Consider the following 25588-nt stretch of genomic DNA (forward strand, 5'->3'; position numbering starts at 1 on the left):
TAACACGTTACATGCGTGTTCTGAAGGGATCGTGCACGTGAAATCCGGGGAAGCACTCGCCAAGGACCTGTCCAACTGGAATCCGGAAGACGACGCCACGTGGGACAGATCCCTCGCCTGGCGCACCCTCTGGATCACGACCTACTCGCTGTTGCTCGGCTTCGCGACCTGGTACCTGGTCAGCGCTATCGCCCCGCGGCTGAACGCCATCGGCTTCGACCTCGACCAGGGGCAGCTCTACTGGCTGGCGGCGATCCCCGGTCTGGCCGGCGGTCTCCTCCGCTTCGCTTTCATGTTCCTCCCGCCCATCGTGGGCACCAGGGCGCTCGTGGGGTGGAGCTCGCTCCTTCTCGCCCTCCCCATGCTCGGGTGGACGCTCGCGGTGCGCGACACGTCGACTCCCTATGCCGTGCTCCTGGCATTGGCCTTCGCAGCGGGGATCGGCGGCGGCGTCTTCTCGGGCTACATGCCGTCGACCAGCTACTTCTTCCCGAAGCGGATGCAGGGCACGGCGCTCGGGCTTCAGGCCGGCATCGGCAACTTCGGCATCGGCGTCGTCCAGGTGCTGGTGCCGTGGGTGATCGGTTTCGGGCTCCTCGGCACCTGGTTCCTCGACCCGCAGTCCACTGTCGACGGTGGCGCGAACATGTGGCTGCACAACGGCGGTCTCGTGCTGATCCCGTGGGCGGTGCTGGCGAGCATCCTCGCCTTCGTCTTCCTCCGGCGCGTCCCCGTGCAGGCGAACTTCCGGGAGCAGCTCGACATCTTCCGCCTCAAGCACACGTGGATCATGACCGCGATCTACATGATGACCTTCGGCGCCTACGCCGGCCTCGCCGCACAGATGGGGCTCATCATCGTCAACGTCTACGGCGGGTTCGAGAACGCGCCCGATCCGCTCACCTACATGTGGATCGGCCCGGCTGTCGGTGCTCTCGTCCGTGCGGCCGCCGGCCCGCTCTGCGACCGATTCGGCGGGGCGCCGTTCACGTTCATCTCGGGCATCGGCATGACGATCGGCACCATCATCACGCTCTTCTTCCTCGCGCCGTCGGACGTGAACGAGTTCTGGGGATTCCTCGCCGGGATGATCACGATCTTCTTCTTCGCCGGTCTGGGCAACGCGGGAACGTTCAAGCAGATGCCGATGCTGTTCCCGAAACGTCAGGCGGGTGGGGTCGTCGGCTTCACCTCCGCGGTCGCGGCCTTCGGACCGTTCATCGTCGGGATGTCGTTGTCGGCCGTCGCCCCGTTCGCGTTCTTCGTGATCTGCGGGGTCTGGTGCCTGTTCTGCACGGCGCTGACCTGGTACTACTACGCGCGTCCGGGCGCGCCCGCCAAGAGCTGACCGACACGATCAGAGAGCTGTGCCATGACACCGACCACGCATGACATCCATCCCGCCACCGACGGTCCCCTCGCCGATGCGCTCCTCGGCATGGGGCGGTTCCTCCGTCGCGGCGAGGTCTCGCAAGACCTCCGGGCGCTCTTCCTCGAGGGCGGCCGCTCCGGCGATGTGTTCTACCGCGACCGGTGGGCGCACGACAAGGTGGTGCGGTCGACGCACGGCGTCAACTGCACCGGCTCCTGCTCGTGGAAGGTGTACGTCAAAGACGGCATCATCACGTGGGAGGCGCAGCAGACCGACTACCCCTCGGTCGGCCCCGATTCGCCGGAGTACGAGCCGCGGGGGTGCCCGCGCGGCGCGGCCTTCAGCTGGTACACCTACTCGCCGACCCGCGTGCGCTATCCCTACATCCGCGACACGCTCGCCGGGCTCTATCGGGCGGCGAAAGCGCAGCACGGAGACCCCGTGACGGCGTGGGCGTCGATCGTCGAAGACCCCGAAGCCGCGCGCTCGTACAAGAGCGCGCGCGGCAAGGGCGGGCTCGTGCGCACCACCTGGGACGAGGCGCTCGAGATCGCGGCGGCGGCCCACGTGTACACGGTCAAGACCTACGGCCCCGACCGCGTCGCCGGGTTCTCACCGATTCCGGCGATGTCGATGGTGTCGCACGGCGCCGGTGCCCGGTTCCTCAACCTGCTCGGCGGGTCCATCCTCTCGTTCTACGACTGGTACGCGGATCTGCCCGTCGCGAGCCCCCAGGTCTTCGGTGACCAGACCGACGTGCCGGAGTCCGCCGACTGGTGGAACGCGGGCTACCTGATCATGTGGGGCTCGAACGTGCCCGTCACGCGAACGCCGGATGCGCACTTCATGGCCGAAGCCCGCTACCGGGGTCAGAAGGTCGTCACGGTCTCGCCCGACTACACCGACAACACGAAGTTCGCCGACGAGTGGGTCGCTCCTCACCCGGGAACGGATGCCGCGCTCGCGCTGGCGATGGGGCATGTCATCCTCACCGAGCACTTCGTGCACAAGCGCACGGAGCGTTTCGAGGACTACATGCGCCGGTTCACGGATGCCCCGTATCTGGTGACGCTCGAGCGACACGGCGAGCAGCTCGTCGCAGGCAAGTTCCTCACCGCGAGCGACCTGGGTGGCACGGAGGCCGCCGCCGTTCGCGCGGACTTCAAGACCGTGCTCCTCGACGAGCACGGCGACGCCGTCGTGCCGAACGGGTCGCTCGGACACCGGTTCACGCCCGAGGACGAGGGGAAGTGGAACCTCGACCTCGAGGGCGTCGAACCTCCCCTCTCCATCGCCGACCTCGCGTCGTGGGATGGAGCGGCCGCCGAGGTCGCCCTTCCTCGTTTCGACCTCCCGCCCGAGGCCGGTGCCGAACACGCCGGCGGCTCCGGAGTCGTCGTCCGCGGAGTACCGACCCGCGAAGTCGCCGGCACGCTCGTGACGACCGTGTTCGACCTCATGCTCGCGCAGTACGGTGTCGGTCGCGACGGCATCCCCGGAGAGTGGCCGACCGGCTACGACGACCCGACGTCTCCGGGCACACCGGCGTGGCAGGAGGAGATCACCGCGGTGCCCGCCGAGCAGGCGCTGCGCATCGGTCGGGAGTTCGCCGACAACGCCGAAAGCTCCGGGGGTCGATCCATGATCCTGATGGGGGCCGGGACGAACCACTGGTTCCACTCCGACACGATCTACCGCACATTCCTGGCGCTGACCACCATGACGGGGTGCCAGGGCGTCAACGGCGGAGGGTGGGCGCACTACGTCGGCCAGGAGAAGGTGCGGCCCATCACCGGGTACTCGCAGTATGCGACCGCCGGCGACTGGAACCGCCCGCCCCGTCAGATGATCGGCACGGCCTTCTGGTACCTCGCGACCGACCAGTGGCGCTACGACGGACTGCCCGCCGATCAACTCTCCTCTCCGCTCGCCCGTGGCGCCTTCGCCGGCCGCACGACGGCCGACTGCCTGGTCGAGTCGGTGAAGCGCGGATGGATGCCGAGCTACCCGACCTTCTCCCGGAATCCGCTCGACCTGTGCGACGAAGCCGAAGCCGCGGGCAAGGAGCCCGCGCAGCACATCGTCGACTCGCTGAACGACGGATCGCTGCACTATGCCGTCGAAGACCCGGACGCACCGGAGAACTTCCCCCGCGTCGTGTCGGTGTGGCGGGCCAACATCCTCGGGTCGTCGGGCAAGGGCAACGAGTACTTCCTCAAGCACCTGCTCGGAACGGACTCGGCCATCCGCGCTTCCGAGACCGAGGAAGGCTCTCGGCCCCGCGACATCGTGTGGCGGGAGGACGCACCGGTCGGCAAGCTCGATCTGCTCATGACGGCCGACTTCCGCATGACCTCGACGACGCTGTTCTCCGACCTCGTCTTCCCCGCGGCGACCTGGTATGAGAAGTACGACCTGTCGTCGACCGACATGCACCCGTTCCTGCACTCGTTCAACCCGGCCATCAACCCGCCGTGGCAGACGAAGACCGACTACGACCTGTTCGGCGAGCTCGCCGAGCGGTTCAGCGAGCTCTGTGAGGGGCATCTGGGTGTGCGCCGCGACATCGTCGCCTCTCCGCTGCAGCACGACACCCCCGATGTGATGGCGTACGCACACGGTGTGGTCCCGCAGGACGCGCCTCTCGTGCCGGGCGTGACGATGACGAAGCTGATCCCCGTCGAACGCGACTACCCCGCGCTCGCCGCGCGCTGGAAGTCGCTCGGACCGCTCACGGCGAAGCTGGGCATGACGACGAAGGCGATCACCTATCGGCCCGACAACGAGATCGCGTCGCTGGCACAGTCCAACGGGGTGTTCCCGTCCGGGCCGGCGGCCGGCCGCGTGCGGCTCGACACGGACAAGCGCGTCTGCGAGATGATCCTGGCGTTCTCCGGAACCAGCAACGGCCGGCTGGCGGTGCAGGGGTTCCGCGAGCTCGAGAAGCGCACCGGTCAGCAGATGGCCTTCCTCGCCGAAGAAGAAGAGGGCAAGCGCATCACCTTCGCCGACGTGCAGGTGCAGCCACGGAGCGTGATCACCTCGCCGGAGTGGTCCGGATCGGAGCACGGCGGGCGGCGCTACACGGCCTTCGCGATCAACGTCGAGCATCTGAAGCCGTGGCACACCCTGACGGGGCGCCAGCACTTCTATCTCGATCACGACTGGATGGAGGAGCTCGGCGAGAACCTGCCGACGTTCCGTCCTCCGCTGGACATGCACCGGCTGTTCGACGATCCGAAGGTCGGCGCGACCGGGCGCAGCACCCAACGAGGTGCAACGGGCCAGGCCGAGGTCGCGGTGCGGTATCTGACTCCGCACTCCAAGTGGTCCATCCACTCGGAGTACCAGGACAACCTCTTCATGCTGTCGCTGTCGCGGGGAGGTCCCACCATCTGGATGAGCCCGCAGGATGCCGACAAGATCGGCGTGCGCGACAACGACTGGATCGAGTCGTACAACCGCAACGGCGTCGTCGTCGCGCGGGCGAACGTCTCGCACCGGATGCCGGAGGGCACGGTGTACATGTACCACGCGAAGGACCGCACGGTGGATGTGCCGATCGCCGAGACGAGCGGCCAGCGCGGAGGGATCCACAACTCCCTCACGCGAATTCTGCTCAAGCCCAGCCATCTGATCGGGGGCTACGCGCAGTTGGCCTGGGCGTTCAACTACCTCGGCCCGACGGGGAACCAGCGAGACGAGATCACGACGATCCGCCGTCGTGACCAGGAGGTCGAGTACTGATGAAGGTCATGGCGCAGATGTCGATGGTGATGAACCTCGACAAGTGCATCGGATGTCACACCTGCTCGGTCACGTGCAAGCAGGCCTGGACCAATCGCACCGGTGTGGAATACGTCTGGTTCAACAACGTCGAGACCCGTCCGGGCGTCGGCTATCCGCGCAGTTATGAGGACCAGGAGCGCTGGGGCGGCGGCTGGACGCGCACGAAGCGGGGGCGCCTCAAGCTGCGCAGCGGCGGTCGTCTGGCGAAGCTGGCTCGCATCTTCTCCAACCCGAAGCTCCCCGAGATCCACGACTACTACGAGCCGTGGACCTACGACTACGACATGCTCATCAACGCGCCGAAGGGTGCGCAGGTGCCGGTCGCTCGGCCGAAGAGCCTCCTCACCGGCGAGAACATGAAGATCTCGTGGTCGGCGAACTGGGACGACGACCTCGGTGGCTCGATGGAGACCATGCAGGACGACCCGATCCTCCAGAAGATGAGCGAGCAGGTCGAGGCGGAGTTCTCCAAGGCGTTCATGTTCTACCTGCCGCGTATCTGCGAGCACTGCCTCAACCCATCGTGCGTCGCCTCCTGCCCCTCGGGCGCGATGTACAAGCGTGCGGAAGACGGGATCGTCCTCGTCGACCAGGACCAGTGCCGCGGATGGCGCATGTGCGTGTCCGGTTGCCCGTACAAGAAGGTCTACTTCAACCACAAGACGGGCAAGGCCGAGAAATGCACGATGTGCTACCCGCGCATCGAGGTCGGTTTGCCCACCGTGTGCTCCGAGACCTGCGTGGGACGGCTTCGATACCTCGGCTTGGTGCTCTACGACGCCGACCGCGTGGCGGAGGCGGCGAGCGTGGAAGACGACAAGGCGCTCCTCGCGGCGCAGCGCAGCATCCTGCTGGATCCGAACGATCCGGCCGTGATCGAGCAGGCGCGGCGAGACGGCATTCAGGAGGACTGGATCGAGGCCGCCCAGCGCAGTCCGATCTGGCGGCTGATCCAGGAGTACGAGGTGGCGCTGCCGCTGCACCCCGAGTACCGGACGATGCCGATGGTCTGGTACATCCCGCCGCTCTCTCCCGTCGTGGACGTGATCTCGGGTTCCGGCAACGACGGTGAAGACGCGCGCACGCTGTTCGCGGCCATCGACAAGCTCCGGATCCCGCTCGGCTACCTCGCCGAGCTCTTCAGCGCGGGGGAGAGGGGGCCGGTCGAGCATGCGCTCCGGCGGCTCGCGGCGATGCGCTCCTACATGCGCGGGGTCAGCATCGACGATGTGCGCGATGAGCGCATCGCCAAGGCGGTCGGGATGACGGGCGAAGAGGTCGAGGCCATGTACCGCCTGCTGGCGATCGCGAAGTACGAGGATCGATACGTCATCCCCTCGGCCCATGCGGAGCAGGCGCACTCGCTCGAGGAGATGGCCTGCTCGCTCGACTTCGACGGCGGGCCCGGCATGGGCGGGGCGGGGCCGTTCGGACTCTCCAGCGGCCAATCCGTTCCCGTCGCCGTGGAGAACTTCCACATGCTGGCCGACCGGCAGAGTGCGGACCGACCGTCGACGCCCGGCCGCGTCAACCTCCTCAACTGGGACGGCAACGGCGGCACGGATGGGCTGTTCCCGCCGGAATCGACGGGGCCCGTGCGCACGACGGGCCCGAGAGATCCCCAGGGGGACGATTCATGAGCACGATCCTGCCGCGGGTGACTCCGCGACGTGAGCTGCCGACGGAGCTCGATCCGCTGGTGCTCTCCGCCGACCGGCGCGCGGCCGCGCACATGATCGCCTCGCTGCTGCTCGACTACCCCGACGACGCCTGGTACGCCCGGCTTCCGCTCCTCCAGGAGCGTGCGGCCGATCTACCCGGGCCGATCGCGGAAGCGCTGACGGGATTCATCGCGGCCGCGACGACCGCGGGGACGACCGAGTGGCAGCGACGGTATGTCGTCACGTTCGACCTCAAACGCAAGTGCAGCCTCTACCTGAGCTACTACGCCACGGGGGACACCCGCAAGCGGGGGACGGCACTCGTGACCTTCCTCGAGGCCTACCGTGCGGCGGGGTGGGAGTTCGACGCGCAGGAGCTGCCGGACTATCTGCCGGCCGTGCTGGAGTTCTCGGCCCTGAGCGATTCGCCGATCGCAGAGGCGCTGATCGCCTCGCACCGGGAGGGGATCGAAGTGCTGCGGGCCGCCCTCGAGGCGATGGACAGCGAGTGGGCAGCGGTGGTGCGTGCGATCACGCTCTCGCTTCCTCCCGTCGACGCCCGCACCCGGGAGCGATTCCTCGCGCTCGTGAGCGAGGGGCCTCCCACCGAGACCGTCGGGCTGAGCTTCCTCGGCAACCTCGCACCGTTCGCGCCCGTGTCGCAGCGAGGAGAGTCATGAACGCGGCCGGCTTCATCCTGTGGGTGGCGATCCCGTACGCGGCGATCGCCGTCTTCATCGTCGGACACATCTGGCGCTACCGGTACGACAAGTTCGGCTGGACGACGCGTTCGAGCCAGACCTACGAGAACCGGCTTCTCCGCTGGGGGTCTCCGATGTTCCACCTGGGCATCCTCATGGTCATCGCCGGGCACGTCGTCGGTCTTCTCGTCCCGCGCGAATGGCTCTACGCGATCGGCATCTCCGAGGAGATCTACCACTTCGGCGCGACGTCGCTCGGAACGATCGCCGCGATCCTGACGCTCGCCGGGCTGGCGATCCTCATCTACCGGCGGCGGACGGTCGGGCCCGTGTTCCTCGCCACCACGGCGATGGACAAGGTGATGTACGTGTTCCTCGGGGCGACGTTGGCCTTCGGCACCCTCGCGACGGTGGTGTTCCAGGTGTTCGGCTCCGGCTTCCACTATCGCGAGACGATCTCGCCGTGGATCCGGTCGATCCTCTTCTTCCAGCCGCAGCCCGAACTCATGACCGATGTGCCGCTGCTCTTCCAGATCCATGTCGTCACGGCTTTCGCGCTCTTCGCACTGTGGCCGTTCACGCGTCTCGTGCACGTGTTCTCGGCACCGGTCGGGTACCTGTTCCGCCCCTACATCGTGTACCGGTCCCGTGACGACCAGCGCGGTGCGCGGCAGGTGCGCCGCGGCTGGGACCCCGTGCAGGCGCCGGATCCCGACAAGCTCCGCAAGCTCTAGGCCTCGGAAGGGATCACCGCTGTGTCTGTCGCCCCGCGTCCGGGTGCTGTGAGCGTCCTGACGCTCTCCACCATCGCGTTCACGCTGATGTTCGCCGTCTGGCTGATGTTCGGCATCCTCGGCATCCCGATCCGAGACGAGTTCGGGCTGTCCGATGTGCAGCTCTCGTGGCTCACCGCGGTCGCGGTGCTCAACGGGTCGATCTGGCGGCTGCCCGCGGGCATCATCACCGACCGGTTCGGTGGGCGTCGTGTCTTCGCCGTCATGCTGCTGATGGCCGCGGTGCCGACGTTCCTCGTCTCCTTCGCACACGACTACGGGGTGCTCCTCGTGCTCGCGTTCTTCGTCGGCATCGCGGGGAATTCGTTCAGTGCCGGCGTCTCGTGGAACAACGCCTGGTGGCCCGATGCGCGAAAGGGCTTCGCCCTCGGCGTGTTCGGTGCCGGCAACGTCGGGGCGTCGGCGACGAAGCTCATCGGCCCGGGGCTCATCGCGGCGACGGCCGGCTCCACCTACCTCGGCTGGATCGTCGGCGGATGGCGTCTCGTGCCCGTGCTGTACGCCGCGCTCCTGGTGATCATGGCGGTGCTGGTGTGGTTCCTCGCGCCCCGTCCCGATCTGCTCCCAGGGCAAGGGCGGTCGCTGCGCTCGCAACTGCGACCGCTGAAGCATCTGCGCGTCTGGCGCTTCAGCCTCTACTACGTGGTCGTCTTCGGCGCGTACGTCGCCCTCTCGGCCTGGCTTCCGCTGTACTACGTCGACAACTACGGGCTGGATCTGGCGGTGGCGGCACTCCTGACGGCGAGCTTCATCTTCCCGGCATCCTTGCTTCGTCCGCTGGGCGGCTGGTTCTCCGATCGCTTCGGGGCGCGGCGGGTCATGTACGCGACATTCACCGTGATGCTGGCGGTGCTCTTCTTCCTGTCGCTGCCCTCGGGGCACCTGGTCGTGCAGACCGTCGACGGGTCGGCGACGGCACTGCCGTTCACGATGCCGCTCGCGGCCTTCGCGTCGTTGGTCTTCGTGCTCGGATGCGCGATGGGGGTGGGCAAGGCCGCCGTGTACAAGCACATTCCCGACTACTTCCCCGCCGATGTGGGCTCGGTCGGCGGGCTCGTGGGCATGCTCGGTGGTCTCGGCGGTTTCATCCTCCCGCCGGTCTTCGCCTACACCCTGGCGCTCACGGGGCTTCCGACCAGCACCTTCGCGATCCTCTTCGTCCTGACCGCGGCGTGCGCCGTATGGATGCATCTGACGGTATGGCGGATGCTGCACCGGCACTCCCCGCAGCTCGCGGGCCGGCTCGAATCCGGGGAACTCGCCGGATGAGTCGGCGTACTCTCGGAAGACGATCAGTCCGTCCAGGAAGGGAGGGGTGATGAGCGCGATCCCGGTGCAGATCGGCCGTCGCGTTCCCGTCGCGCCCGAGATGCGCGCCGACGGCACCCTGGTCGACACGCATGGCCGCGTCCACCGCGACCTCCGGATCTCGCTCACCGATCGCTGTTCGTTGCGCTGCACCTACTGCATGCCGGAGCAGGGGAACGAATGGCTCGCACGGGAGTCGATCCTCTCGGTCGACGAGATCGTGCAGGTCGCCCGCGTCGCCGCCGCGGCCGGCATCACCACGTTCCGCCTCACGGGTGGGGAGCCGTTGCTGCGGCGCGACATCGTCGAGGTGGTGCGACGCCTCAGCGCGATCGAGTCGATCGACGGGCCGGTGCAGGTGGCGATCACGACGAACGGCATCCGTCTCGACGACGCGCTGGACGACCTGATCGCGGCGGGGCTGCACCGCCTCAACATCTCGATCGACACCGTGCGGCCGGAGCGGTTCGCCGCACTGACCCGACGAGATCGGTTCGAGGATGTGCGCCGCGGCATCGAAGCGGCAGCCGCATCGGACCTGCGCCCTCTCAAGTTGAACGCGGTCGCCATGCGCGGTGTGAACGACGACGAGCTCTGCGACCTGGTCGACTTCGCGATCGCGCACGGTGCCGAGATGCGCTTCATCGAGCAGATGCCGCTCGACGCGGGGCATGAGTGGGATCGCGGCACGATGGTGACGCGAGACGAGATCCTCGCCGCGCTCTCGCAGCGGTGGCACCTGTCCGAGATGCCGGGCCGAGGGGGTGCGCCGGCCGAGCGGTGGCTGCTGGACGGCGAGCACACGGTCGGCGTGATCGCCTCGGTGACGGCCCCGTTCTGCGGGGACTGCGACCGCCTGCGGCTCACGGCCGACGGACAGTTGCGCAACTGTCTGTTCTCCGCCGATGAGTTCGACCTCCTCCCGGTCCTGCGTGGGGATCGACTCTCGGACGGAGACTCCGATGCGGCGATCGACGCCGTGCTCCGCGGATGCGTGTGGGCGAAGCTTCCCGGGCACGCCATCAACGATCCCTCATTCCTCCAGCCCGCACGCGGGATGAACGCGATCGGCGGCTGATCGCTCGCCGCTCAGCTTCCGGCAGGCGCGGCGCGTGCGGAAGTCAGCGTGCTGAATCGGCGACGGCGGCGGCGAAAGGGGTCGCCGGGGAGGTGAGCACTTCAGCGACGGCGGCATCCTGAACGATGCGCCCGGCCTGCACGATCACCAGCCGCTCCGCGAGAGCCTGGGCGTCGAGGATGCCGTGCGAGACGAGGATCGTCGTGGTGGATCCGCGCTGTTCGCGCACGACCTCGCGCAACTGGGCCGCGGCCTCCACGTCGAGGGAGGTGAACGGCTCATCGAGCAGCAGCAGTCGCGGCGAGGCGGCGAGGGCTCGCGCGAGGGCGATGCGCTGGCGCTGTCCACCGGAGAGTTCGTCGGGCCGCCGATCGCCGAATCCGGAAAGGCCGATGCGATCCAACCACTCGGCCGCGAGCCGGGTGGACTTGTCCCTGGTGCGACCGCCGACCCGGACGGCGAACGCGATGTTCTGCGCCGCGGTCATGTGCGGGAACAGCAGGGCGTCCTGCCCGAGCAGGCCGATCGCACGGCGTGACGGCGGCGCGTGCTGCCGCGGTCCGGAGAGGCGGATCCCATCGAGGTCGACGTGCCCCTCGTCGAGTCGCACGAGCCCGGCGACCGCCTCCAGGAGGGAGGTCTTGCCGGCGCCGCTCGGGCCCATGACCGCGACGAACTCGCCCGCGGCGACGCGGAGTGCGGCATCGAGACCCGCATGCCGCACCACGACGTGAGCGTCGAGGGCGCCGTGGTCGAGCGAGCCGACGTCGTCGGTCATCGGAGGGCCCCCGGCCGCCACGCCCGCACGAGCAGCAACACCACGACGGCGGTCCCCAGCAGCAGGATCGACAGGGCCACCGCCGTCTCGCGGCCCGCACCGGCGCCGTTGAAGGCGGTGTAGATCGCGAGCGGCATGGTCTGCGTCACTCCGGGGGCGTTGCCGGCGAACAGGGCCGTGGCCCCGAATTCGCCGATCGCGCGGGCGAAGCACAGGATCACTCCGACCACGATGCCGGGCGCGGCGAGCGGCAGCGTCACCCGCCACAGCACCGTGCTCGGCGAGGCCCCGAGCGTGGCAGCCGTGCGCTCGTACCGGCTCCCCGTACTGCGGATCGTCCCCTCGACCGCGAGCACCAGGAACGGCAGCGCCACGAACGCCTGCGCGAGCACCACGGCCGCCGGCGTGAACGGGATGCCCGTGCCGAACCACGCGGCGATGAGACCTCCGAGTGGACTGGAGCGGCCGAGGAGGAACAGCAGAGCGACCCCGCCCACCATCGGCGGGAGCACGAGCGGCACCGCGACGAGAGCCCGCAGCAGGGCGGAGGTCCGCGGTCCCGAGCGGGCGATGAGCAGGGCGAGCGGCAGGCCGAGCACGATGCACAGCGCGGTGGCGGCGAGTCCGGTGGTGAGTGAGAGGCGGAGGGCATCCAGCGCCACCGCCGAGGTGATGTCGGTCCAGAAGGTCGACCACGACGCACGCGTGAGCAGGGAGATCAGAGGCAGCGCGAGCAGAAGGATGCCGAGCACGGCGGGCGCGACCAGGAGGAAGGGCGGTGCCGCTCCTGTGTCGACACGTCGCATCCTCGACATGCTCCGCCTCGTCATGCTCCGCCTCGCCGGCCGATCCCGATCACGGCGCGCCGAATCCGTGGTCTGCGAGGATCTGGCGGCCGACCGGCCCCCGCACGAACTCGGCGAAGGCCCTGCCGGCATCCGTCGCTCCGTCGAGCGCGACGATCGGGTAGCGGTTCACGACCTCGTCGCTGCCGTCCGGCGCGAAGCTCTCGACGTCTTCGCCCACCACGTCGGTCGCATAGACCAGACCGGCGTCCGCTTCCCCGGCGACGATCTTCTGCAAGACGGCGGAGACGTTCTGCTCGAGGCTCGCCGCCGTGACCGAGACGCCGGCGGTGTCGAGCAGCGTCTGCGACGCCGCCCCGCAGGGCACCTCAGGCGCACACAGCACGGTGGTCGCGTCTGCGAGGTCGGCGAGAGAGGTGATGCCGGCGGGGTTTCCTGCGGGCACCGCGACCACGAGGGTGTTCGTCGCGAACGGCTCCGGGTCGTCGGCGAGTCCGGTGTCGATGAGCGTCTGCATCGTGCGTTCGTCGGCGGTGGCGAGGACATCGGCGTGCGCGCCCTCGGCGAGCTGCGTCACGAGCACGCTCGACCCGTCGTAGACGATCGGTGCGACCTCGACCGCCGGATGCTCCGCGGTGAACGCCGCCGCGATCTCGTCGAAGACCGGGCTCAGCGAGGCCGCGGCGAAGACGGTGACCTCACCAGTGACGTCTCCATCGGCGGCAGCGCTGGAGGCAGAGGGCGACGGGTCAGAGGAAGAGGCGGCAGAGCATCCGCCCAGCAGCAGGATGACGGCCAGCGCTGCCGACCCGGTGAGGAGTCGCTTGATCACCGCGGCGTCTCCACGATCACGGTGGTCGCCTTGATCACCGCGACGGCGAGAGACCCCGGCTGCAGATCGAGCTCGCGAACGGCCTCCGCCGAGAGCAGCGACACGAATCGATGCGGACCTGCCTGGATGTCGACCTGTGCCATGACACCGTCGGTCTGCACGCGGGTGACGAGTCCCGTGAAGCGGTTGCGCGCGCTGGAGAGCACATCGCCCGGAGTGGGCGGGGCCGCGGCGAGGGCGACCGCGTGCTGGGCGAGGGCCTCACCGGGGATGCGGGCGGGACTGTCGGCGGTGACCGGCAATGCGTCCTGGTCGATCCACCGCCGCACCGTGTCGTCACTCACGCCGAGCAGCCGTGCGGCTTCGGCGATGCGATAGGTGGTCACAGGCCGAGCCTAGATGCGCGAGTTCCGCAGATCCAGGCCCTCTGTCGTGCATATTCCGCATCCGCGGAGATTTGTCGCGCTATCGGTCCTTCGGCGGTCTATTTCTCCGGCGCTCGAAGGGCCTGGCACCACGCGTCCCGGAGTAGCCTGAGCGCATGCCGCTGCCTCCGCTCGTCGAGCCCGTCGCAGCACTGAGCGCCGCCGAGGCCGCGCGGACCGCCCGGCATCTCGTGCTCGCCGACCTGGGGGAACTCGGCCAGCGACGGTTGCGCGCAGCTCACGTCGCCGTCGTGGGCGCGGGCGGGCTCGGATCTCCTGTCGTGCTCGCGCTCGCCGCGGCTGGTGTCGGCACCCTCACGGTCATCGATGATGACGTGGTCGAGCTCTCGAACCTGCAGCGTCAGGTGCTGCACCGCTTGGCCGATGTCGATGCGCCCAAGGTCGACAGCGCGGTGCGCGTCGCGGCCGACCTCGCACCCGAGACGACTGTGCTGCCCGTACGCGAACGACTGACCGCGACCAACGCCGAGGCGCTGCTGTCCGGGGCCGACCTCGTGATCGACGGCTCCGACACGTTCGAGACCCGCACGCTCGTCGCTGCCGCGTGCGAGCGGCTCGGGGTGCCGCTCGTGTGGGGCGTGGTGCAGGAGTTCGCTGCGCAGGTGACGGTGTTCTGGTCGGCACCACCCGCCGGAGTGCGGCCCGTCGTGTTGAGCGATCTGTATCCGCCCGAGGGGGTCGGCGAGCTGCCGAGCTGCGCGGCGGTGGGAGTGCTCGGGGCGCTCTGCCTCCAGGTCGGATCGGTGCTCGCGATGGAGGCCATCAAGCTCATTGCCGGCATCGGTGAGCCGCTGTTCGGTCGCGTGCTGCTGATCGATGCATTGCGGGGTCGGATGAGCGAGGTTCCGTTGCGCGGGCGCGCGGAGACGGCCGGTGCGGCGACGACCAGCGAGGCGACCTCGGTTCCCGCGCGCCCGGCGGTACCTCACGTCGCCGCGGACGCACTCGACGACGAGGTCGCCGCCGGAGCGTTCGTGCTCGATGTGCGCGAGGCGGATGAGATCGCCACCGGCGCGATCCCCGGATCCCGGCACGCTCCGCTGGCGGAAGTGCTCGGTCGTCCCGAGGTATTCGCCGCAGAGGGCCGGGTCGTGGTGGTGTGCCAACGCGGGGTGCGGGCGGTGCGCGCGGCGGCCGCGCTGCGGAGCGCCGGGGCCGATGCCGTGGTGCTGACCGGCGGCATGGACGCCTGGAGCGCGCGATGAGCGGCATGCGCACCGTCGAAGAGCAGCTCGCCGTCGTGCTTGCCGCCGTGCGGCCCCGTCCGGCGGTCACGAGGACTCTGGACGAGGCGATCGGCTTCACGCTGGCGGAGCCGGCTCGCGCGCAGAACCCGGTCCCCGTGTTCGACAACTCCGCGATGGACGGCTTCGCGGTGCGCTTCGTCGACGTCGCCACGGCATCCGAGGAGCATCCGGTCGTGCTGCGGGTCGTGGCAGATGTGCCGGCGGGCAGTGCGGAGGATCCGCCGCTCGCTCCGGACACGGCCGCCCGCATCATGACCGGCGCCCCGGTGCCGGCTGCGGCCGATACGGTCATTCCTTTCGAAGACACCGTGAGTGGCCTCGCCGACTCGCTGGGGGACATCCGGGTGGTTCGCGCACCGGCGGCGGAGGGCGCGCATGTGCGTCGAGCGGGGGCGGATGCCGCGGCCGGTGCCGTCGTTCTCGACCAGGGCACGCTGCTCGGCGCCCGGCAGCTGGCCGCACTGGCATCCGTCGGCATCGCTCGGGTCGCCGTCGCCCCGCGGCCGCGGGTGGCGATCGTCTCGACCGGCGCCGAACTCGTGCCGCCGGGGGAGGCGCTGTCCCGGGGGCAGATTCCGGAATCGAACGGGCTGCTGCTCGCCGGGCTCGTCGCCGAGGCCGGGGCCGAGGTCGTGTTCCGGGAGGTCGTCGGTGACGATGGTGCCGGCCCGGCCGACGCTGTGGCGCGTGCGACCGCGCTCGGGCTCGATGCCGTGATCTTCTCCGGGGGCGTGAGTGCCGGCGCATACGAGCCGGTGCGGCAGGGTCTGAGCGACGCGATGGAGTTCGTCAAGGTCGCGATGCAGCCGGGCAAGCCCCAGGGCTTCGGGGCGACGGACGCCGGCATGCTGCTGTTCGGACTGCCCGGCAATCCGGTGAGCGTGGCCGTCTCTTTCGAGGTGCTGGTGCGTCCCGCGCTGCTGCGTATGCAGGGCCGGCATGATATCCACCGCCCTCGACGGCGTCTCGCCGCCGGGACCGAGTGGCGCACCCCTCCGGGTCGACGCCAGTATCTGCCCGCCGTGATCGACGCCGACGGCCGAGTGCACCCGGCGACCCGCGGCGGCTCCGGCTCTCACCTCGCGGTCGGCCTCGGGGTCGCCACCGCCTATGCCATCGTCGCCGCCGAGACCGACCAGGTCTCGGTCGGCGACCTCATCGACGTGCTGGAGCTGTCATGACCTTCACCCACCTGGATTCGGCCGGCCACGCGCGCATGGTCGACGTGACCGAGAAGCAGCCGACCGTGCGGGCAGCGACCGCCGCAGGCTTCGTGCGCTGCGCGCCGGAGACGGTCGCCCTGCTCCGCGACGGCACAGTGCCCAAGGGCGACGTGCTCGCAGTGGCCCGCATCGCCGGCATCCAGGCGGCGAAGCGCACGCCGGAGCTGTTGCCGCTCGCGCACGTCATCGGCGTGCACGGCGCGGTCATCGACCTCGACATCGAAGACGCGGGGATCCGGATCAGCGCGACCGTGCGCACGGCCGACCGCACCGGGGTCGAGATGGAGGCGCTCACCGCCGTCGGTCGCGGCGCTCGCCGTGGTCGACATGATCAAGGGTGTGGACCGCGCGGTGACGATCGAGAACGTGCGCATCGTCGCCAAGGAGGGTGGGCGCAGCGGTTCCTGGCGGAGGCCGGGGGAGTGACCACCTCGTCGCACGCCGAGGTCGGCGCCGTGCTGCTCGTCGGCGGTGAGGGCCGTCGGATGGGCGGCATCGCGAAGCCGCTCCTCGTGCTGGAGGGGCGATCGCTGTGGGCGCGCACGGTGGATGCGCTGGTCGATGCGGGCGTGGGCCCGATCGTGGCCGTCGGTCCGGTGCTCGAGGAGTCGGCCGACGTCGTCTGGGCGCGGGAGGAGCCGCCGCTGGGTGGCCCCGTCGCGGGGATCGCGGCCGGACTCGCGCAGATCGCGGCCGACGGGGTGCTGATCCTCGCCGGTGATCTCGCGCGACCGGATGCGGTCGTGCACGGCTTGCTCTCGCGCCGCTCCGATGATGCCGCAGCCCCGGAATCCGTGGATGGTGTCGTCTTCTCTGCAGACGGGCAGCCGCAGTGGCTGGCCGGCCTCTATCGCACGGAATCGGTCCGCCGCGCGCTCGATGTGATCGCGACCGACCGGAATGCCTCCGTCCGCGCACTCCTCGGTGGCCTCGCCATCGAGTGGGTCGTCGACCAGGAGGGGATCACCGCCGACATCGACTCGCCCGCCGATCTGGCTCGCGCGCGAAAGGAACTCGAGGAGACGCCATGACCGAGAACAGTCGCACCCTTCCTCCGGAGGCGCTCGACGCCTGGGCGGCCGAGCTGCGCGAACGATTCGACCTGGGGGCGGACGATGTGCCGGTCGCGCTGATCCTCGACCTCGCCAGAGACGTCGCGAACGGGGTCGCGCGCCCGGCGGCACCGTTCAGCGCGTTCGTGGCCGGTCTCGTGGCCGGTCGCGCGGGCGGCTCGCCCGACGACGTGCGTGCCGCGGTCGCCGCGATCGTCGAGCTCGCGAATGCGCATGCGGCTCAGGAGCCGAGCTGATGGCCACGGTGCGTTACTTCGCGGCCGCGGAGGATGCGGCGGGCCGGGCGACGGAGCCCTCGGATGCCGTGACTCTCGGCGCGCTCCGGGCCGAGCTCGTGGAGACCCATCCGGCGCTCGGAGCGATCCTCGACCGCTGTGCGCTGCTCGTCGACGGCGCCAGGGTGGACGACGACTTCGCGCTGGCGGGGGTGGGGACCGTCGACGTGCTGCCTCCGTTCGCCGGAGGCTGAGGTTCAGCCGCCGATGCCCTTCCACGCCGTGGTGCCGTCGGCCTCGACCTGACGCTTCCAGACCGGGAGTTCGCGCTTGATGGCCTCGATCATCTCGCGGCACACCACGAAGGCTTCGTCGCGATGCGCGGCGGCGACCGCGACGACGACAGCGGCCGAGCCGACCGGAAGTCGACCGATGCGGTGGCTGACGGCGATGATCGCCTCTCCGCTCGCTCCCGCGGCGACGGCCTTCTCGGCGAGGTCCCGGAGGATCCGCTCGGCATCCGGGTGCGAGGAGTACTCGAGGGCGACGACCTCTCCGGCGGCATCCGGGTCGTGGTCGCGGACGCGTCCGAGGAACGTCGTGACCGCGCCCGCGCGGGCGTCGTCCACCGCGGCGAGGTGCGCATCGAGAGACAGTTCGGTGTCGCTGATCGCGGCCAGAGCGACGGTCATCGGTGGTCCTCTCCGTCGAGCTGGGCGATCACGTGCGCGGCGACCGACAGGATGATCGGCATGCCGTCGGCGACGCCACCGGGGGAGCCGGGCAGGTTCACGATCAGCGCGCCCTGCGCGGTGCCGGCGAGGCCGCGGCTGAGCAGCGCGGCGGGGAACTTCGCGGCACCCTGCCGCCGCAGCTCTTCCGAGATTCCCGGGAGCTGTCGCTCGAGCACGCGCGCCGTTCCCTCGGGGGTCTCGTCGCGCGGGGAGATGCCGGTGCCGCCGGTAGTGACGATGAGCCGCACGCCGCGGGCGAGGAGCTCGCGCAGCGCCTGCTCGACGGCATCCGCCCCATCGGGGATGATCCCGGGATCGGCGCAGTCGAACTCGGCGTCGCGGAGCGCGGTGACGGCGAGGGGCCCGGCCGTGTCGGGGCGGGTGCCTGCTGCTCCGCGGTCGGACACGGTGAGCACGGCGGCGGAGGTCATAGGCCGAGGGTAACGTCGGGCGTTCCGGACACGAGCGGTCAGACGCTCATGTCGACGGGCGGTTCCATCACGATGCCCTGCGCCTCGAAGGCGCGGCGGCGCTCCTCGATGCGGCGGTGCAGCTCGACCTGCGCGTCGTCGACGAACTGCGGGTCGAGGTCGACGGTCGGCGGATGCGGGTCGCCGTGGTTCGCGGCGATGTACGCGTCGAGCTCGGGGCCGCTCGTCCACGAGGTGATGAGGGCGTAGCGAGGTGCGGTGCCGCGGTGCCAGACCGCGTGCCAGAAGCGCTGGGTGTCGACGATGATGCGCGAGCCCGCGCGCAGCGGCAGGCGGATCTCGGTCGCCGGGTCGAAGCGGTCGGATCGCAGGATCAGCATCGACTCGGTGTCGTCGGAGAGGTTGAAGAATCCGCGGACCACCCAGCCGGTGCCCTCTTCGTTGAGGCGGTTGTTGTCGTCTTGATGCAGGTTGTAGATCGCGTCGGCGTACTCGTTGGGCTGCAGCTCGATCACGCGGCAGCGGCCGATGCCGGCGCCCGGCTCCTGTGCCCGGTGCTGGAGCGTGGGGGCGATCGCGACCTGCGAGTCGACCCAGACGCCGTCTTTGTCGGCCCGCGGCGGGGTGTGGTTCCAGAAGCCGTTGCAGTCGACGTCGCCCGCGTAGCTGGTGAGCGGGGCGAAGCGGGTGATGCCCGAGGAGCGCCATCCGACGTACTCGAGATCGAGCCATTCGGTCGGATCGGCGGCCGACGTGTGGTCGTCGAGGACGACGTAGCCCGTCTCGGCCAGTGCCTTGGACGTGATGAAGCCCATGATGAGTACCCTTCCCGTCATCGCTGCCCCCACAGGCGGCGGGTTCTTAGGCAATCCTAACCCGGTTCGCGTGCTCTCGCAGGGGGATCCTGCCGTGCAAAAGCGCGAGGGCGCAGGTCCTGCGCGCCGATATTCTGAGGGGATGACTCAGCCGCAGGGTGCCCTCCTCGTGGGCAGTGTGAACTTCGACGACGCCGAGACCACGATGCGCACGGCGGCGGAACTGCTCGGCGACCGGCTCCGTCGCATCCCGGATGGCGAGGTCGGCAAGCGGTTCCACTGGATCATGTTCCAGCCCGACGTGATCGGCCGGGCCGACGGCATCGAGCGCGTCGGCGACGAGCCCATCCCGTTCCCCGCCGGGATCGACGCGCGTGGCCTGCGCATCGCCGAGGGAGTGGATGCTGCGAGCATCATGCTGCCGCCGCTCGGCTACGCCACCGCCGCGATCGAGTCGTACGCCGTGTTCGCGCGTCTCCGCGCTGAGGGGGCTGTGCCCGCCGGCATCCGATTCCAGGTGTCGCTGCCGACGCCGCTCGCCGTGATCTCCTCGTTCTTCCAGGGCGACGACCGGGGCGCGATCGAACCCGTGTACACCGCCGCGATCCTCCGTGAGCTCGACGAGATCCTCGCCGCGATCCCGCACGAAGACCTCGCCGTGCAGTGGGACGTCGCGAGTGAGATTGGCATCATCGAGCGCGCGGCCGGCTACGGCGCGGTCATGGAGGCGTGGTGGCCCGGCGACCCGTTCGACGGTCTCGTCTCGCGCCTTGCCGCGCTGGTCGACGCCGTGCCCGCAGACGTCGAGGTGGGCGTGCACCTCTGCTACGGCGACGCAGGGGAGAAGCACTTCTTCGAGCCGACGGATACTGCGAACCTGGTGCGCTACGCGAACGCCGTGGCTGCCACATCCGCCCGTTCGCTGACGTGGCTGCACCTGCCCGTGCCGATCGCCAACGACGACGAGGCGTACTTCGCGCCGCTCGCCGACCTCGCCCCCGTGTCCGAGCTGTATCTCGGGCTCGTGCACCGCGAGGACGGCGCGGAAGGGGCCGCGCGCCGCATCGCCGCAGCCGCCCCGTTCGCGTCTGAATTCGGCGTCGCGACCGAGTGCGGCATCGGCCGCGCACCCGCCGGCTCGACCGAGGGCATCCTGCGCACCCACGCCGAAGTCGCCGCCGCCTGGTGACCCGCATCACTCGATTCGCGTGCTCGCCCCGCGTCGCGTAAGCTATTCCGCGGTGACGTGTCCGAGCGGCCGAAGGTGCAACTCTCGAAAAGTTGTGTAGGGTAACCCCCTACCGTGGGTTCAAATCCCACCGTCACCGCCACCACGAAGGCCCCGACTCCCTGGGAAACGCTGGGAGGCGGGGCCTTCGTCATGTCTGTAGTGGCGGTTGCGGTAACGCGAGATAGGTCGCGTTCGTCATCCGGTGGGTGTTGCACGTGCTCATCTGTGAGCAAGGAGTCCGACGGCGGCGCCGGCGATCACCAGGGCGAGCACGAGCGTGCTGACCCAGGCGAAGATCCTGTCGTTGCGGGCGAAATGCCCCGCCATCAGAAGGAGGCGTGCGACGGGGAGCAGGACGAGAGTCGCGCATCCGGCGAAGAGCAGGGCCGTGCTGGACAGCCCAGCGCCGATTGCGCCGAGGAGTACCCCGGCGCTCAGCAGTACTGCTGCAATCACGGTTCCTGCGCTCATGAGTATGGCGATGCGGCGCGAGAGTGCGCTGTCTGGACCCTGAGTCGATGAGTGCTCGCTCACGCGACACCTCCCCATCCGAGTCCGAAGGCGTTCGCAGTCATCGGAATCGCGAGGGCGAAGAGCACCACCATGAAGACGATGCGGAGTGAGGGGCCGGCGAGGCGGATGAGCACCTGCGCGCCGAGCACGGACCCGGCGAGGGAACCGAGCACGACCGGCGCCGCGAGCCGCAGGTCGAGTGTTCCGGCGAGGAGGTAGGCGGCTGCGGCGCCGCACGCGGTGACGCCGATCATGAGGTTCGCGGTGGCGCTGGAGACTTTGATCGGTAGCCGCATCGCGGCATCCATCGCGGGGATCTTCAGCACGCCGCTGCCGATGCCCAACAGAGCGGACAGCGTGCCGGCACCGAACATGAACGTCATCCCGAGCGGGAGGCGGACCACGCGGTACGGGACTAACTGACCCTCACGGTCAGCGTAGACGCCGTCGAGCCGCGGATACCGAGGGGCCCCGGCCGCCGCGGCCGGCTCTCGGCGGCCGGCGATCATCTGGACCGCGGAGACGAGGAGCACGGCGGCGAAGATGCCGTAGAGCATGCTGCTGGGCACGAGGCCGATCATCAGTACGCCGACCAAGGCTCCAAGGGCGGTGAACACCTCCAGCACCAGCGCCAGGCGCAAGTTCGGAAGGCCGGCGGCGAGGAAGCCCGGCGCACTGGCGCACGAACAGGCGATCACCGAGATGAGGCTCACCGCGACGGCTGTGGGGAACGGCACGTGCGCGATGAGGGTCAACAGCGGCACCACGAAGATGCCGCCGGCCATACCCAGTGCGCTGCCGAGCGCGCCGGCCGCCAGCGATCCTGCGAACAGGACGACGAAGAGCTCGACCGTCACTCGGCGTCGCCCGATGCACCTGCTCGAGGAAGACGCATGGTGAAGGTCATCGCGTCGGCGCGGTAGTGGAGGATCTCGTAGTCGACGGGCTTCTGCCCGGTCGTGAAGCTGGTGCGCTCGATGCGGAAGATCGCGCTGCCTTCGTCGACGTCGAGCGCGGCCGCGGTCGGGCTGTCGGCCGTGCCGGCCTTGAGGGCATAGGCAGCCTCGACCAGGGGAGTGTCGTGCCGTTTCTCGAGCAGGTCGAAGATCGGCTCGTTCTCCAGGTCGCCCTGTGCGACCAAGCGCCCCAGATGGAGCGGGAGGTACGTCTCGTCGAGCGATACGGGCTGCCCCGCAGCGAGACGCACGCGCTCGATGCGGACGACCTTCGCCCCGAGTGGCAGCTCGAGCGCCTCACGGACGTGCGCCGGCGCGGTGATCTCCTCCACGACGAGCACCCGGGCCGTCGTGTTCAAGCCGTGCGCGTCCATGTCCTCGACGAAGCTGGTCAGCGCGGTGAGCGGCTGACTCAGGGCCGGGGTCGCGACGAAACTGCCGATTCCGCGCTTGGTGACGATGAAGCCTTTCGAGGCAAGGTTCTGGAGCGCTCGGCGAACGGTGATGCGACTCACCCCGTACTCGTCGATCAGTGAGTCCTCGGTCGGGAGCTTGTTCCCTGGATGCAGATCGACGCCGAAACGGGCGACCAGCGCCGATTCGATCTGCGCGTAGAGAGTGCCGTCGGATGCCATCCGATCACTCTATATTATGTTGTCATAATAACCATGCAACGCTCGGGTCGATGAAGGGTTCCCGCGTGACGCAGAACGAGTTCAGCCGCCCGTGTCTGGCGTCGGAACTCACACGGGAAGAGGCGCCGCGAGCTCTGGAGTGCACCCGCAGCTCGATCCGATGATGAGCCGGCCAGGCAGCAGCGTGTGTGTCGGCGATGTGCTCGGGGTCGCGATCTGGTCGAGCAGACCCTGGACGGCGCTCCGCGCGATCAGCGACGTGGGCTGCCGGTACGACGTGATGGAGGGGACCGAGTACGCGGCGGAGAGTGTGCCGTCGAACGACACGATCGCCAGCTGCTCGGGAACGCGAATGTCGAGGTCGGCGCACGCGCGAAGGGCCCCGGCGGCCTGGATGTCGGAGGAGACGAACAACGCGGAGGGGCGGGTCTCCGCCATGCCGCCCAGGAGCCGCCGCGTGGCGTCGTAGCCTCCACGTTCGGTGAAGTCGCCGCGCGTGAGCAGAGCATCCTCCTGATCGCGGTGGACGAGCGGGAGTGTGTCCCGCCATGCCTGGACGCGCTCTTCGGCGGACTCGGTCATCGCCCTGCCGCCGATGCAGGCGATGCGTTCGTGGCCATGCGATCTGAGGTGCTCGACGGCTTCGACGACGCCGGCGCGATTGTCCACGGCGACCGAAGACACGGACAGATCCCTCGCGACCCGGTCGAGGACGATGGCGGGCGTCGGCTGATGGGCCACTCGGGCGAGGGTCTCGCGGGAGTGCGAGGAGATGACCATGATCCCGTCGACGCGACGGTCGAGGAAGGTGTCGATGTAGCGTGACTCCCGCTCGGGGTCGTCGGCGCTCACTCCGACGGCGAGGGTGTGACCCACGTCGAACAGCTCCTTCTCGATGGCCGTCGTCAGCTCGCCGAAGAAGCGGTTGACCGCGGAGGGAAGCAGCAGGCCGATCGTTCGCGTCGATGCCCCCCGCAGCGCTTGGGCGATCGAGTTCGGGCGGTACCCGAGTTCCTCGATGGCGCTTTCGATGCGTGTCCGCGCCGCCTTCGAGACGGCCCGGGGGCCGCCGTTGAGCACATAGCTCACCAATGCGGGGGACACCCCTGCTCGTTTCGCTACGTCTGCCCTGGTGACCGTCAACGTCAACCCCTCCCGATCGCGTCCGTCCGTGAGGCAACCCTAGCGTCTTTCAACACGTGTTGCGTGGAATTGGAAAGTTGCTATATGGTGTCGTTCAACTCGTGTTGAACAAGGGAGTTCCAATGATGTGGACGTTGTCCATAGCCAACCGCCCGACGGGCACCGACCGCGGGTGTCGCGCATGAGCCGGCCGATCATCCTCGACTGTGATCCCGGTCATGACGATGCCGTCGCGCTCTTCATGGCGCTCGCCTCACCGGCGATCGACCTTCGGCTCATCACCACGTGCGCGGGCAACCAGCGTCCGGACAAGACGTTCCTCAACGCCCGACGCCTCCTCGCCCTCGCCGGCCGCGAGGACGTGCCCGTCGCGCAGGGAGCACCCCAGCCGATCCGACGCCCGCTGATCATCGCCGACTACGTCCACGGCGAGTCCGGTCTCGACGGCGCCGACCTGCCGGAGCCCACGGTCGCCGCCTCCTCCGAACGGGCGATCGATGCGATGGCGCGTCTGCTTCGTGAATCCGCCGAGCCGATCACCATCGTCGCGACCGGTCCGCTGACCAACGTCGCGATCCTGCTGCTGGCACACCCGGAACTGCGCGCGAAGATCGAGAGCATCTCCCTCATGGGCGGCGCGTGCTTCGGCGGCAACTACACGCCGAACGCCGAGTTCAACATCTACGTCGACCCGGAAGCGGCCGACATCGTCTTCTCCTCCGGAATCGAGGTCGCCATGTTCGGTCTCGACGTCACGCACAAGGCGCAGATCTTCGCGGAGGAGATCGACGCCATCGCAGCGCTCGGAACCCGCACCGGCGAGGTCTTCGCGGGACTGCTGGAGTTCTACGGACGCTCGAACACGCCGCCGTTCCTCGCCCCGGAAGGCCACGTCGAAGGCCTCCACATGCACGATCCGTGCGCGATGGCCTATCTGATCGACCCCTCGCTGTTCACGATGGTCCGCACGCGGGTCGATGTCGTGACCTCCGACGGCCCGGCCCTCGGAGCGACAGTGGTCGACTACAACGGCACGAGGTCCGAGGAGCCCAACGCCCTGGTCGGCTTCGACGTCGATCGCACCCGTTTCGTGGAACTGCTCCACTCGTCGCTCGCCGCATTCCACTGACCTCCGAACACCCCGAACCCTCTTTTCTGAAAGGCATCGCCATGTCCAAGTTCGCAGATGCGGTGAAGCGTGACTTCTCGCTCATCGCCTTGCTCCTCATCCCGGTCTGCGTCGCGATCAACATCGTCGGCTTCCAGCTGTGCCAGCTGCTGCGCCTGCCGATCTTCCTCGACTCGATCGGCACGATCCTCGCCGGCGCCATCGCCGGCCCGTGGATCGGTGCCATCACGGGACTGCTGACCAACGCCATCAACGGCATCTTCAACCCGGTGTACTTCCCGTACGCGCTGACCTCGATCGCCGTTGGCGTCGCAGCCGGTCTGCTCGCGCGCAAGGGGATGTTCACGAAGATCTGGAAGGTCATCGTCTCGGGAATCGTCATCACCTTCGTGGCGACGATCTCCTCGGGGTTCATCACCGCGATCGTCTTCGGCGGTGCCACCGGCGGCACCGGATCGATCATCACGGCGACGCTGCTCGCCGCGGGGAACAACATCTTCACCAGTGTGTTCTCGGTGCAGTTCTTCCAGGAGATCGCCGACAAGCTGGTCTCCGTGTTCGTCGTCTACATCGTGATCAAGGGAATGCCCTCGCGCTACCTCACGAAGGTCAAGTACGGCAGCCACTACATTCGCGCACCCAAGAAGCGCGTGCGCACCAGCGCGCCCGCAGCCTGAC

The 25588-nt window shown here is 69.0% G+C and carries 25 protein-coding genes, 1 tRNA gene and 2 pseudogenes; 17 read left to right on the forward strand and 11 right to left on the reverse strand.

Annotated elements, in window-relative coordinates; genetic code table 11:
• Positions 1 to 37 precede the first annotated feature (37 nt).
• From J7E45_RS13645 to moaA, 7 genes are read left to right on the forward strand one after another with little or no spacing between them, the layout of a single operon-like run.
• Positions 38 to 1348: an MFS transporter gene (locus J7E45_RS13645; RefSeq protein ID WP_215069974.1), complete on the forward strand. Its 1311-nt coding sequence runs from the start codon at positions 38 to 40 to the stop codon at positions 1346 to 1348.
• A gap of 24 nt (positions 1349 to 1372) precedes the next feature.
• Entirely contained in the window at positions 1373 to 5119 is a 3747-nt protein-coding gene (locus tag J7E45_RS13650) for a nitrate reductase subunit alpha (protein ID WP_215069976.1), read from the forward strand.
• Positions 5119 to 6801 carry a nitrate reductase subunit beta gene (narH, locus tag J7E45_RS13655; RefSeq protein WP_215069978.1) on the forward strand — a complete coding sequence of 561 codons (1683 nt, stop codon included), beginning with the start codon at positions 5119 to 5121 and terminating at the stop codon, positions 6799 to 6801. The genes J7E45_RS13650 and narH overlap by 1 nt, the downstream gene beginning before the upstream one ends.
• The gene (gene narJ, locus J7E45_RS13660; protein WP_091030136.1) at positions 6798 to 7502 is read left to right on the forward strand and encodes a nitrate reductase molybdenum cofactor assembly chaperone; all 705 of its coding nucleotides are present in this window, start codon (positions 6798 to 6800) and stop codon (positions 7500 to 7502) included. Before narH ends, narJ begins: the two co-directional genes overlap by 4 nt.
• On the forward strand, positions 7499 to 8257 hold the full coding sequence (narI, locus tag J7E45_RS13665) for a respiratory nitrate reductase subunit gamma (RefSeq protein WP_215069980.1): 759 nt from the start codon (positions 7499 to 7501) through the stop codon (positions 8255 to 8257). The genes narJ and narI overlap by 4 nt, the downstream gene beginning before the upstream one ends.
• Before the next feature lie 21 nt (positions 8258 to 8278).
• Positions 8279 to 9586 (forward strand): nitrate/nitrite transporter, encoded by a 1308-nt coding sequence (locus J7E45_RS13670; protein ID WP_308162132.1) that lies wholly within the window; start codon positions 8279 to 8281, stop codon positions 9584 to 9586.
• A gap of 49 nt (positions 9587 to 9635) precedes the next feature.
• Positions 9636 to 10703, forward strand: a complete 1068-nt coding sequence (moaA, locus tag J7E45_RS13675) for a GTP 3',8-cyclase MoaA (protein ID WP_215069981.1) — start codon at positions 9636 to 9638, stop codon at positions 10701 to 10703.
• Positions 10704 to 10746: 43 nt separating this feature from the next.
• On the opposite strand, the gene J7E45_RS13680 is transcribed toward moaA, so the two are convergent.
• Genes J7E45_RS13680 through J7E45_RS13695 form a run of 4 tightly spaced genes read right to left on the reverse strand, consistent with a single transcriptional unit; the run spans position 10747 to position 13505 of the window.
• The gene (locus J7E45_RS13680; RefSeq protein ID WP_215069982.1) at positions 10747 to 11481 is read right to left on the reverse strand and encodes a sulfate/molybdate ABC transporter ATP-binding protein; all 735 of its coding nucleotides are present in this window, start codon (positions 11479 to 11481) and stop codon (positions 10747 to 10749) included.
• Entirely contained in the window at positions 11478 to 12287 is an 810-nt protein-coding gene (locus J7E45_RS13685) for an ABC transporter permease (RefSeq protein ID WP_374225471.1), read from the reverse strand. The genes J7E45_RS13680 and J7E45_RS13685 overlap by 4 nt, the downstream gene beginning before the upstream one ends.
• A gap of 49 nt (positions 12288 to 12336) precedes the next feature.
• The gene (modA, locus tag J7E45_RS13690) at positions 12337 to 13116 is read right to left on the reverse strand and encodes a molybdate ABC transporter substrate-binding protein (RefSeq protein ID WP_215070651.1); all 780 of its coding nucleotides are present in this window, start codon (positions 13114 to 13116) and stop codon (positions 12337 to 12339) included.
• A complete protein-coding gene (locus J7E45_RS13695) occupies positions 13116 to 13505 on the reverse strand; it encodes a molybdopterin-binding protein (RefSeq protein ID WP_215069984.1) in 390 nt (129 codons plus the stop codon). Before J7E45_RS13695 ends, modA begins: the two co-directional genes overlap by 1 nt.
• 155 nt (positions 13506 to 13660) lie before the next feature.
• On the opposite strand from J7E45_RS13695, the gene J7E45_RS13700 reads away from it, so the two are divergent.
• The 6 genes and pseudogenes from J7E45_RS13700 (at position 13661) to J7E45_RS13725 (ending at position 17577) form a co-directional block, all read left to right on the forward strand.
• Positions 13661 to 14770 carry a HesA/MoeB/ThiF family protein gene (locus tag J7E45_RS13700; RefSeq protein ID WP_215069985.1) on the forward strand — a complete coding sequence of 370 codons (1110 nt, stop codon included), beginning with the start codon at positions 13661 to 13663 and terminating at the stop codon, positions 14768 to 14770.
• Positions 14767 to 15993 (forward strand): gephyrin-like molybdotransferase Glp, encoded by a 1227-nt coding sequence (gene glp, locus J7E45_RS13705; protein ID WP_215069987.1) that lies wholly within the window; start codon positions 14767 to 14769, stop codon positions 15991 to 15993. Before J7E45_RS13700 ends, glp begins: the two co-directional genes overlap by 4 nt.
• Positions 15990 to 16461 (forward strand): annotated as a pseudogene (gene moaC / locus J7E45_RS13710) (cyclic pyranopterin monophosphate synthase MoaC). The gene glp and the pseudogene moaC overlap by 4 nt, the downstream one beginning before the upstream one ends.
• 38 nt (positions 16462 to 16499) lie before the next feature.
• A pseudogene (locus tag J7E45_RS13715) lies at positions 16500 to 17066 on the forward strand (molybdenum cofactor guanylyltransferase); the annotation flags it as partial.
• Positions 17063 to 17344 (forward strand): DUF6457 domain-containing protein, encoded by a 282-nt coding sequence (locus J7E45_RS13720; RefSeq protein ID WP_215069990.1) that lies wholly within the window; start codon positions 17063 to 17065, stop codon positions 17342 to 17344. The pseudogene J7E45_RS13715 and the gene J7E45_RS13720, both read left to right, overlap by 4 nt.
• Complete coding sequence (locus J7E45_RS13725; protein ID WP_091030099.1) at positions 17344 to 17577, forward strand: MoaD/ThiS family protein; 234 nt, start codon at positions 17344 to 17346, stop codon at positions 17575 to 17577. The genes J7E45_RS13720 and J7E45_RS13725 overlap by 1 nt, the downstream gene beginning before the upstream one ends.
• 3 nt (positions 17578 to 17580) lie before the next feature.
• Here J7E45_RS13725 and J7E45_RS13730 read toward each other — a convergent pair whose 3' ends face one another.
• Genes J7E45_RS13730 through J7E45_RS13740 form a run of 3 tightly spaced genes read right to left on the reverse strand, consistent with a single transcriptional unit; the run spans position 17581 to position 19303 of the window.
• Positions 17581 to 18015: a molybdenum cofactor biosynthesis protein MoaE gene (locus tag J7E45_RS13730; RefSeq protein ID WP_215069992.1), complete on the reverse strand. Its 435-nt coding sequence runs from the start codon at positions 18013 to 18015 to the stop codon at positions 17581 to 17583.
• Entirely contained in the window at positions 18012 to 18488 is a 477-nt protein-coding gene (locus tag J7E45_RS13735) for a MogA/MoaB family molybdenum cofactor biosynthesis protein (protein WP_215069994.1), read from the reverse strand. Before J7E45_RS13735 ends, J7E45_RS13730 begins: the two co-directional genes overlap by 4 nt.
• 38 nt (positions 18489 to 18526) lie before the next feature.
• The gene (locus J7E45_RS13740; protein WP_308162160.1) at positions 18527 to 19303 is read right to left on the reverse strand and encodes a hypothetical protein; all 777 of its coding nucleotides are present in this window, start codon (positions 19301 to 19303) and stop codon (positions 18527 to 18529) included.
• A gap of 142 nt (positions 19304 to 19445) precedes the next feature.
• Between J7E45_RS13740 and J7E45_RS13745 the strand changes: the two genes are divergently transcribed.
• A complete protein-coding gene (locus J7E45_RS13745) occupies positions 19446 to 20492 on the forward strand; it encodes a hypothetical protein (RefSeq protein WP_215069998.1) in 1047 nt (348 codons plus the stop codon).
• Positions 20493 to 20543: 51 nt separating this feature from the next.
• A tRNA-Ser gene (locus tag J7E45_RS13750) sits at positions 20544 to 20634 on the forward strand.
• 119 nt (positions 20635 to 20753) lie between these two features.
• On the opposite strand, the gene J7E45_RS13755 is transcribed toward J7E45_RS13750, so the two are convergent.
• From J7E45_RS13755 to J7E45_RS13770, 4 genes are all read right to left on the reverse strand, one after another.
• Positions 20754 to 20990, reverse strand: a complete 237-nt coding sequence (locus tag J7E45_RS13755) for a hypothetical protein (RefSeq protein WP_215070000.1) — start codon at positions 20988 to 20990, stop codon at positions 20754 to 20756.
• 74 nt (positions 20991 to 21064) lie between these two features.
• Entirely contained in the window at positions 21065 to 21904 is an 840-nt protein-coding gene (locus J7E45_RS13760; RefSeq protein WP_215070002.1) for a sulfite exporter TauE/SafE family protein, read from the reverse strand.
• The gene (locus J7E45_RS13765) at positions 21901 to 22638 is read right to left on the reverse strand and encodes a GntR family transcriptional regulator (RefSeq protein WP_215070005.1); all 738 of its coding nucleotides are present in this window, start codon (positions 22636 to 22638) and stop codon (positions 21901 to 21903) included. Before J7E45_RS13765 ends, J7E45_RS13760 begins: the two co-directional genes overlap by 4 nt.
• A gap of 108 nt (positions 22639 to 22746) precedes the next feature.
• Positions 22747 to 23787: a LacI family DNA-binding transcriptional regulator gene (locus tag J7E45_RS13770; protein ID WP_308162134.1), complete on the reverse strand. Its 1041-nt coding sequence runs from the start codon at positions 23785 to 23787 to the stop codon at positions 22747 to 22749.
• A 175-nt stretch (positions 23788 to 23962) separates the two neighbouring features.
• Between J7E45_RS13770 and J7E45_RS13775 the strand changes: the two genes are divergently transcribed.
• Both J7E45_RS13775 and J7E45_RS13780 read left to right on the forward strand, forming a co-directional pair.
• A complete protein-coding gene (locus tag J7E45_RS13775) occupies positions 23963 to 24910 on the forward strand; it encodes a nucleoside hydrolase (protein WP_215070007.1) in 948 nt (315 codons plus the stop codon).
• Positions 24911 to 24951: 41 nt separating this feature from the next.
• Positions 24952 to 25587 carry an ECF transporter S component gene (locus tag J7E45_RS13780; RefSeq protein WP_215070009.1) on the forward strand — a complete coding sequence of 212 codons (636 nt, stop codon included), beginning with the start codon at positions 24952 to 24954 and terminating at the stop codon, positions 25585 to 25587.
• Position 25588 lies beyond the last annotated feature (1 nt).

This window comes from Microbacterium sp. ISL-59, assembly GCF_018613945.1.
GTDB classification, from domain to species: domain Bacteria; phylum Actinomycetota; class Actinomycetes; order Actinomycetales; family Microbacteriaceae; genus Microbacterium; species Microbacterium oxydans_B.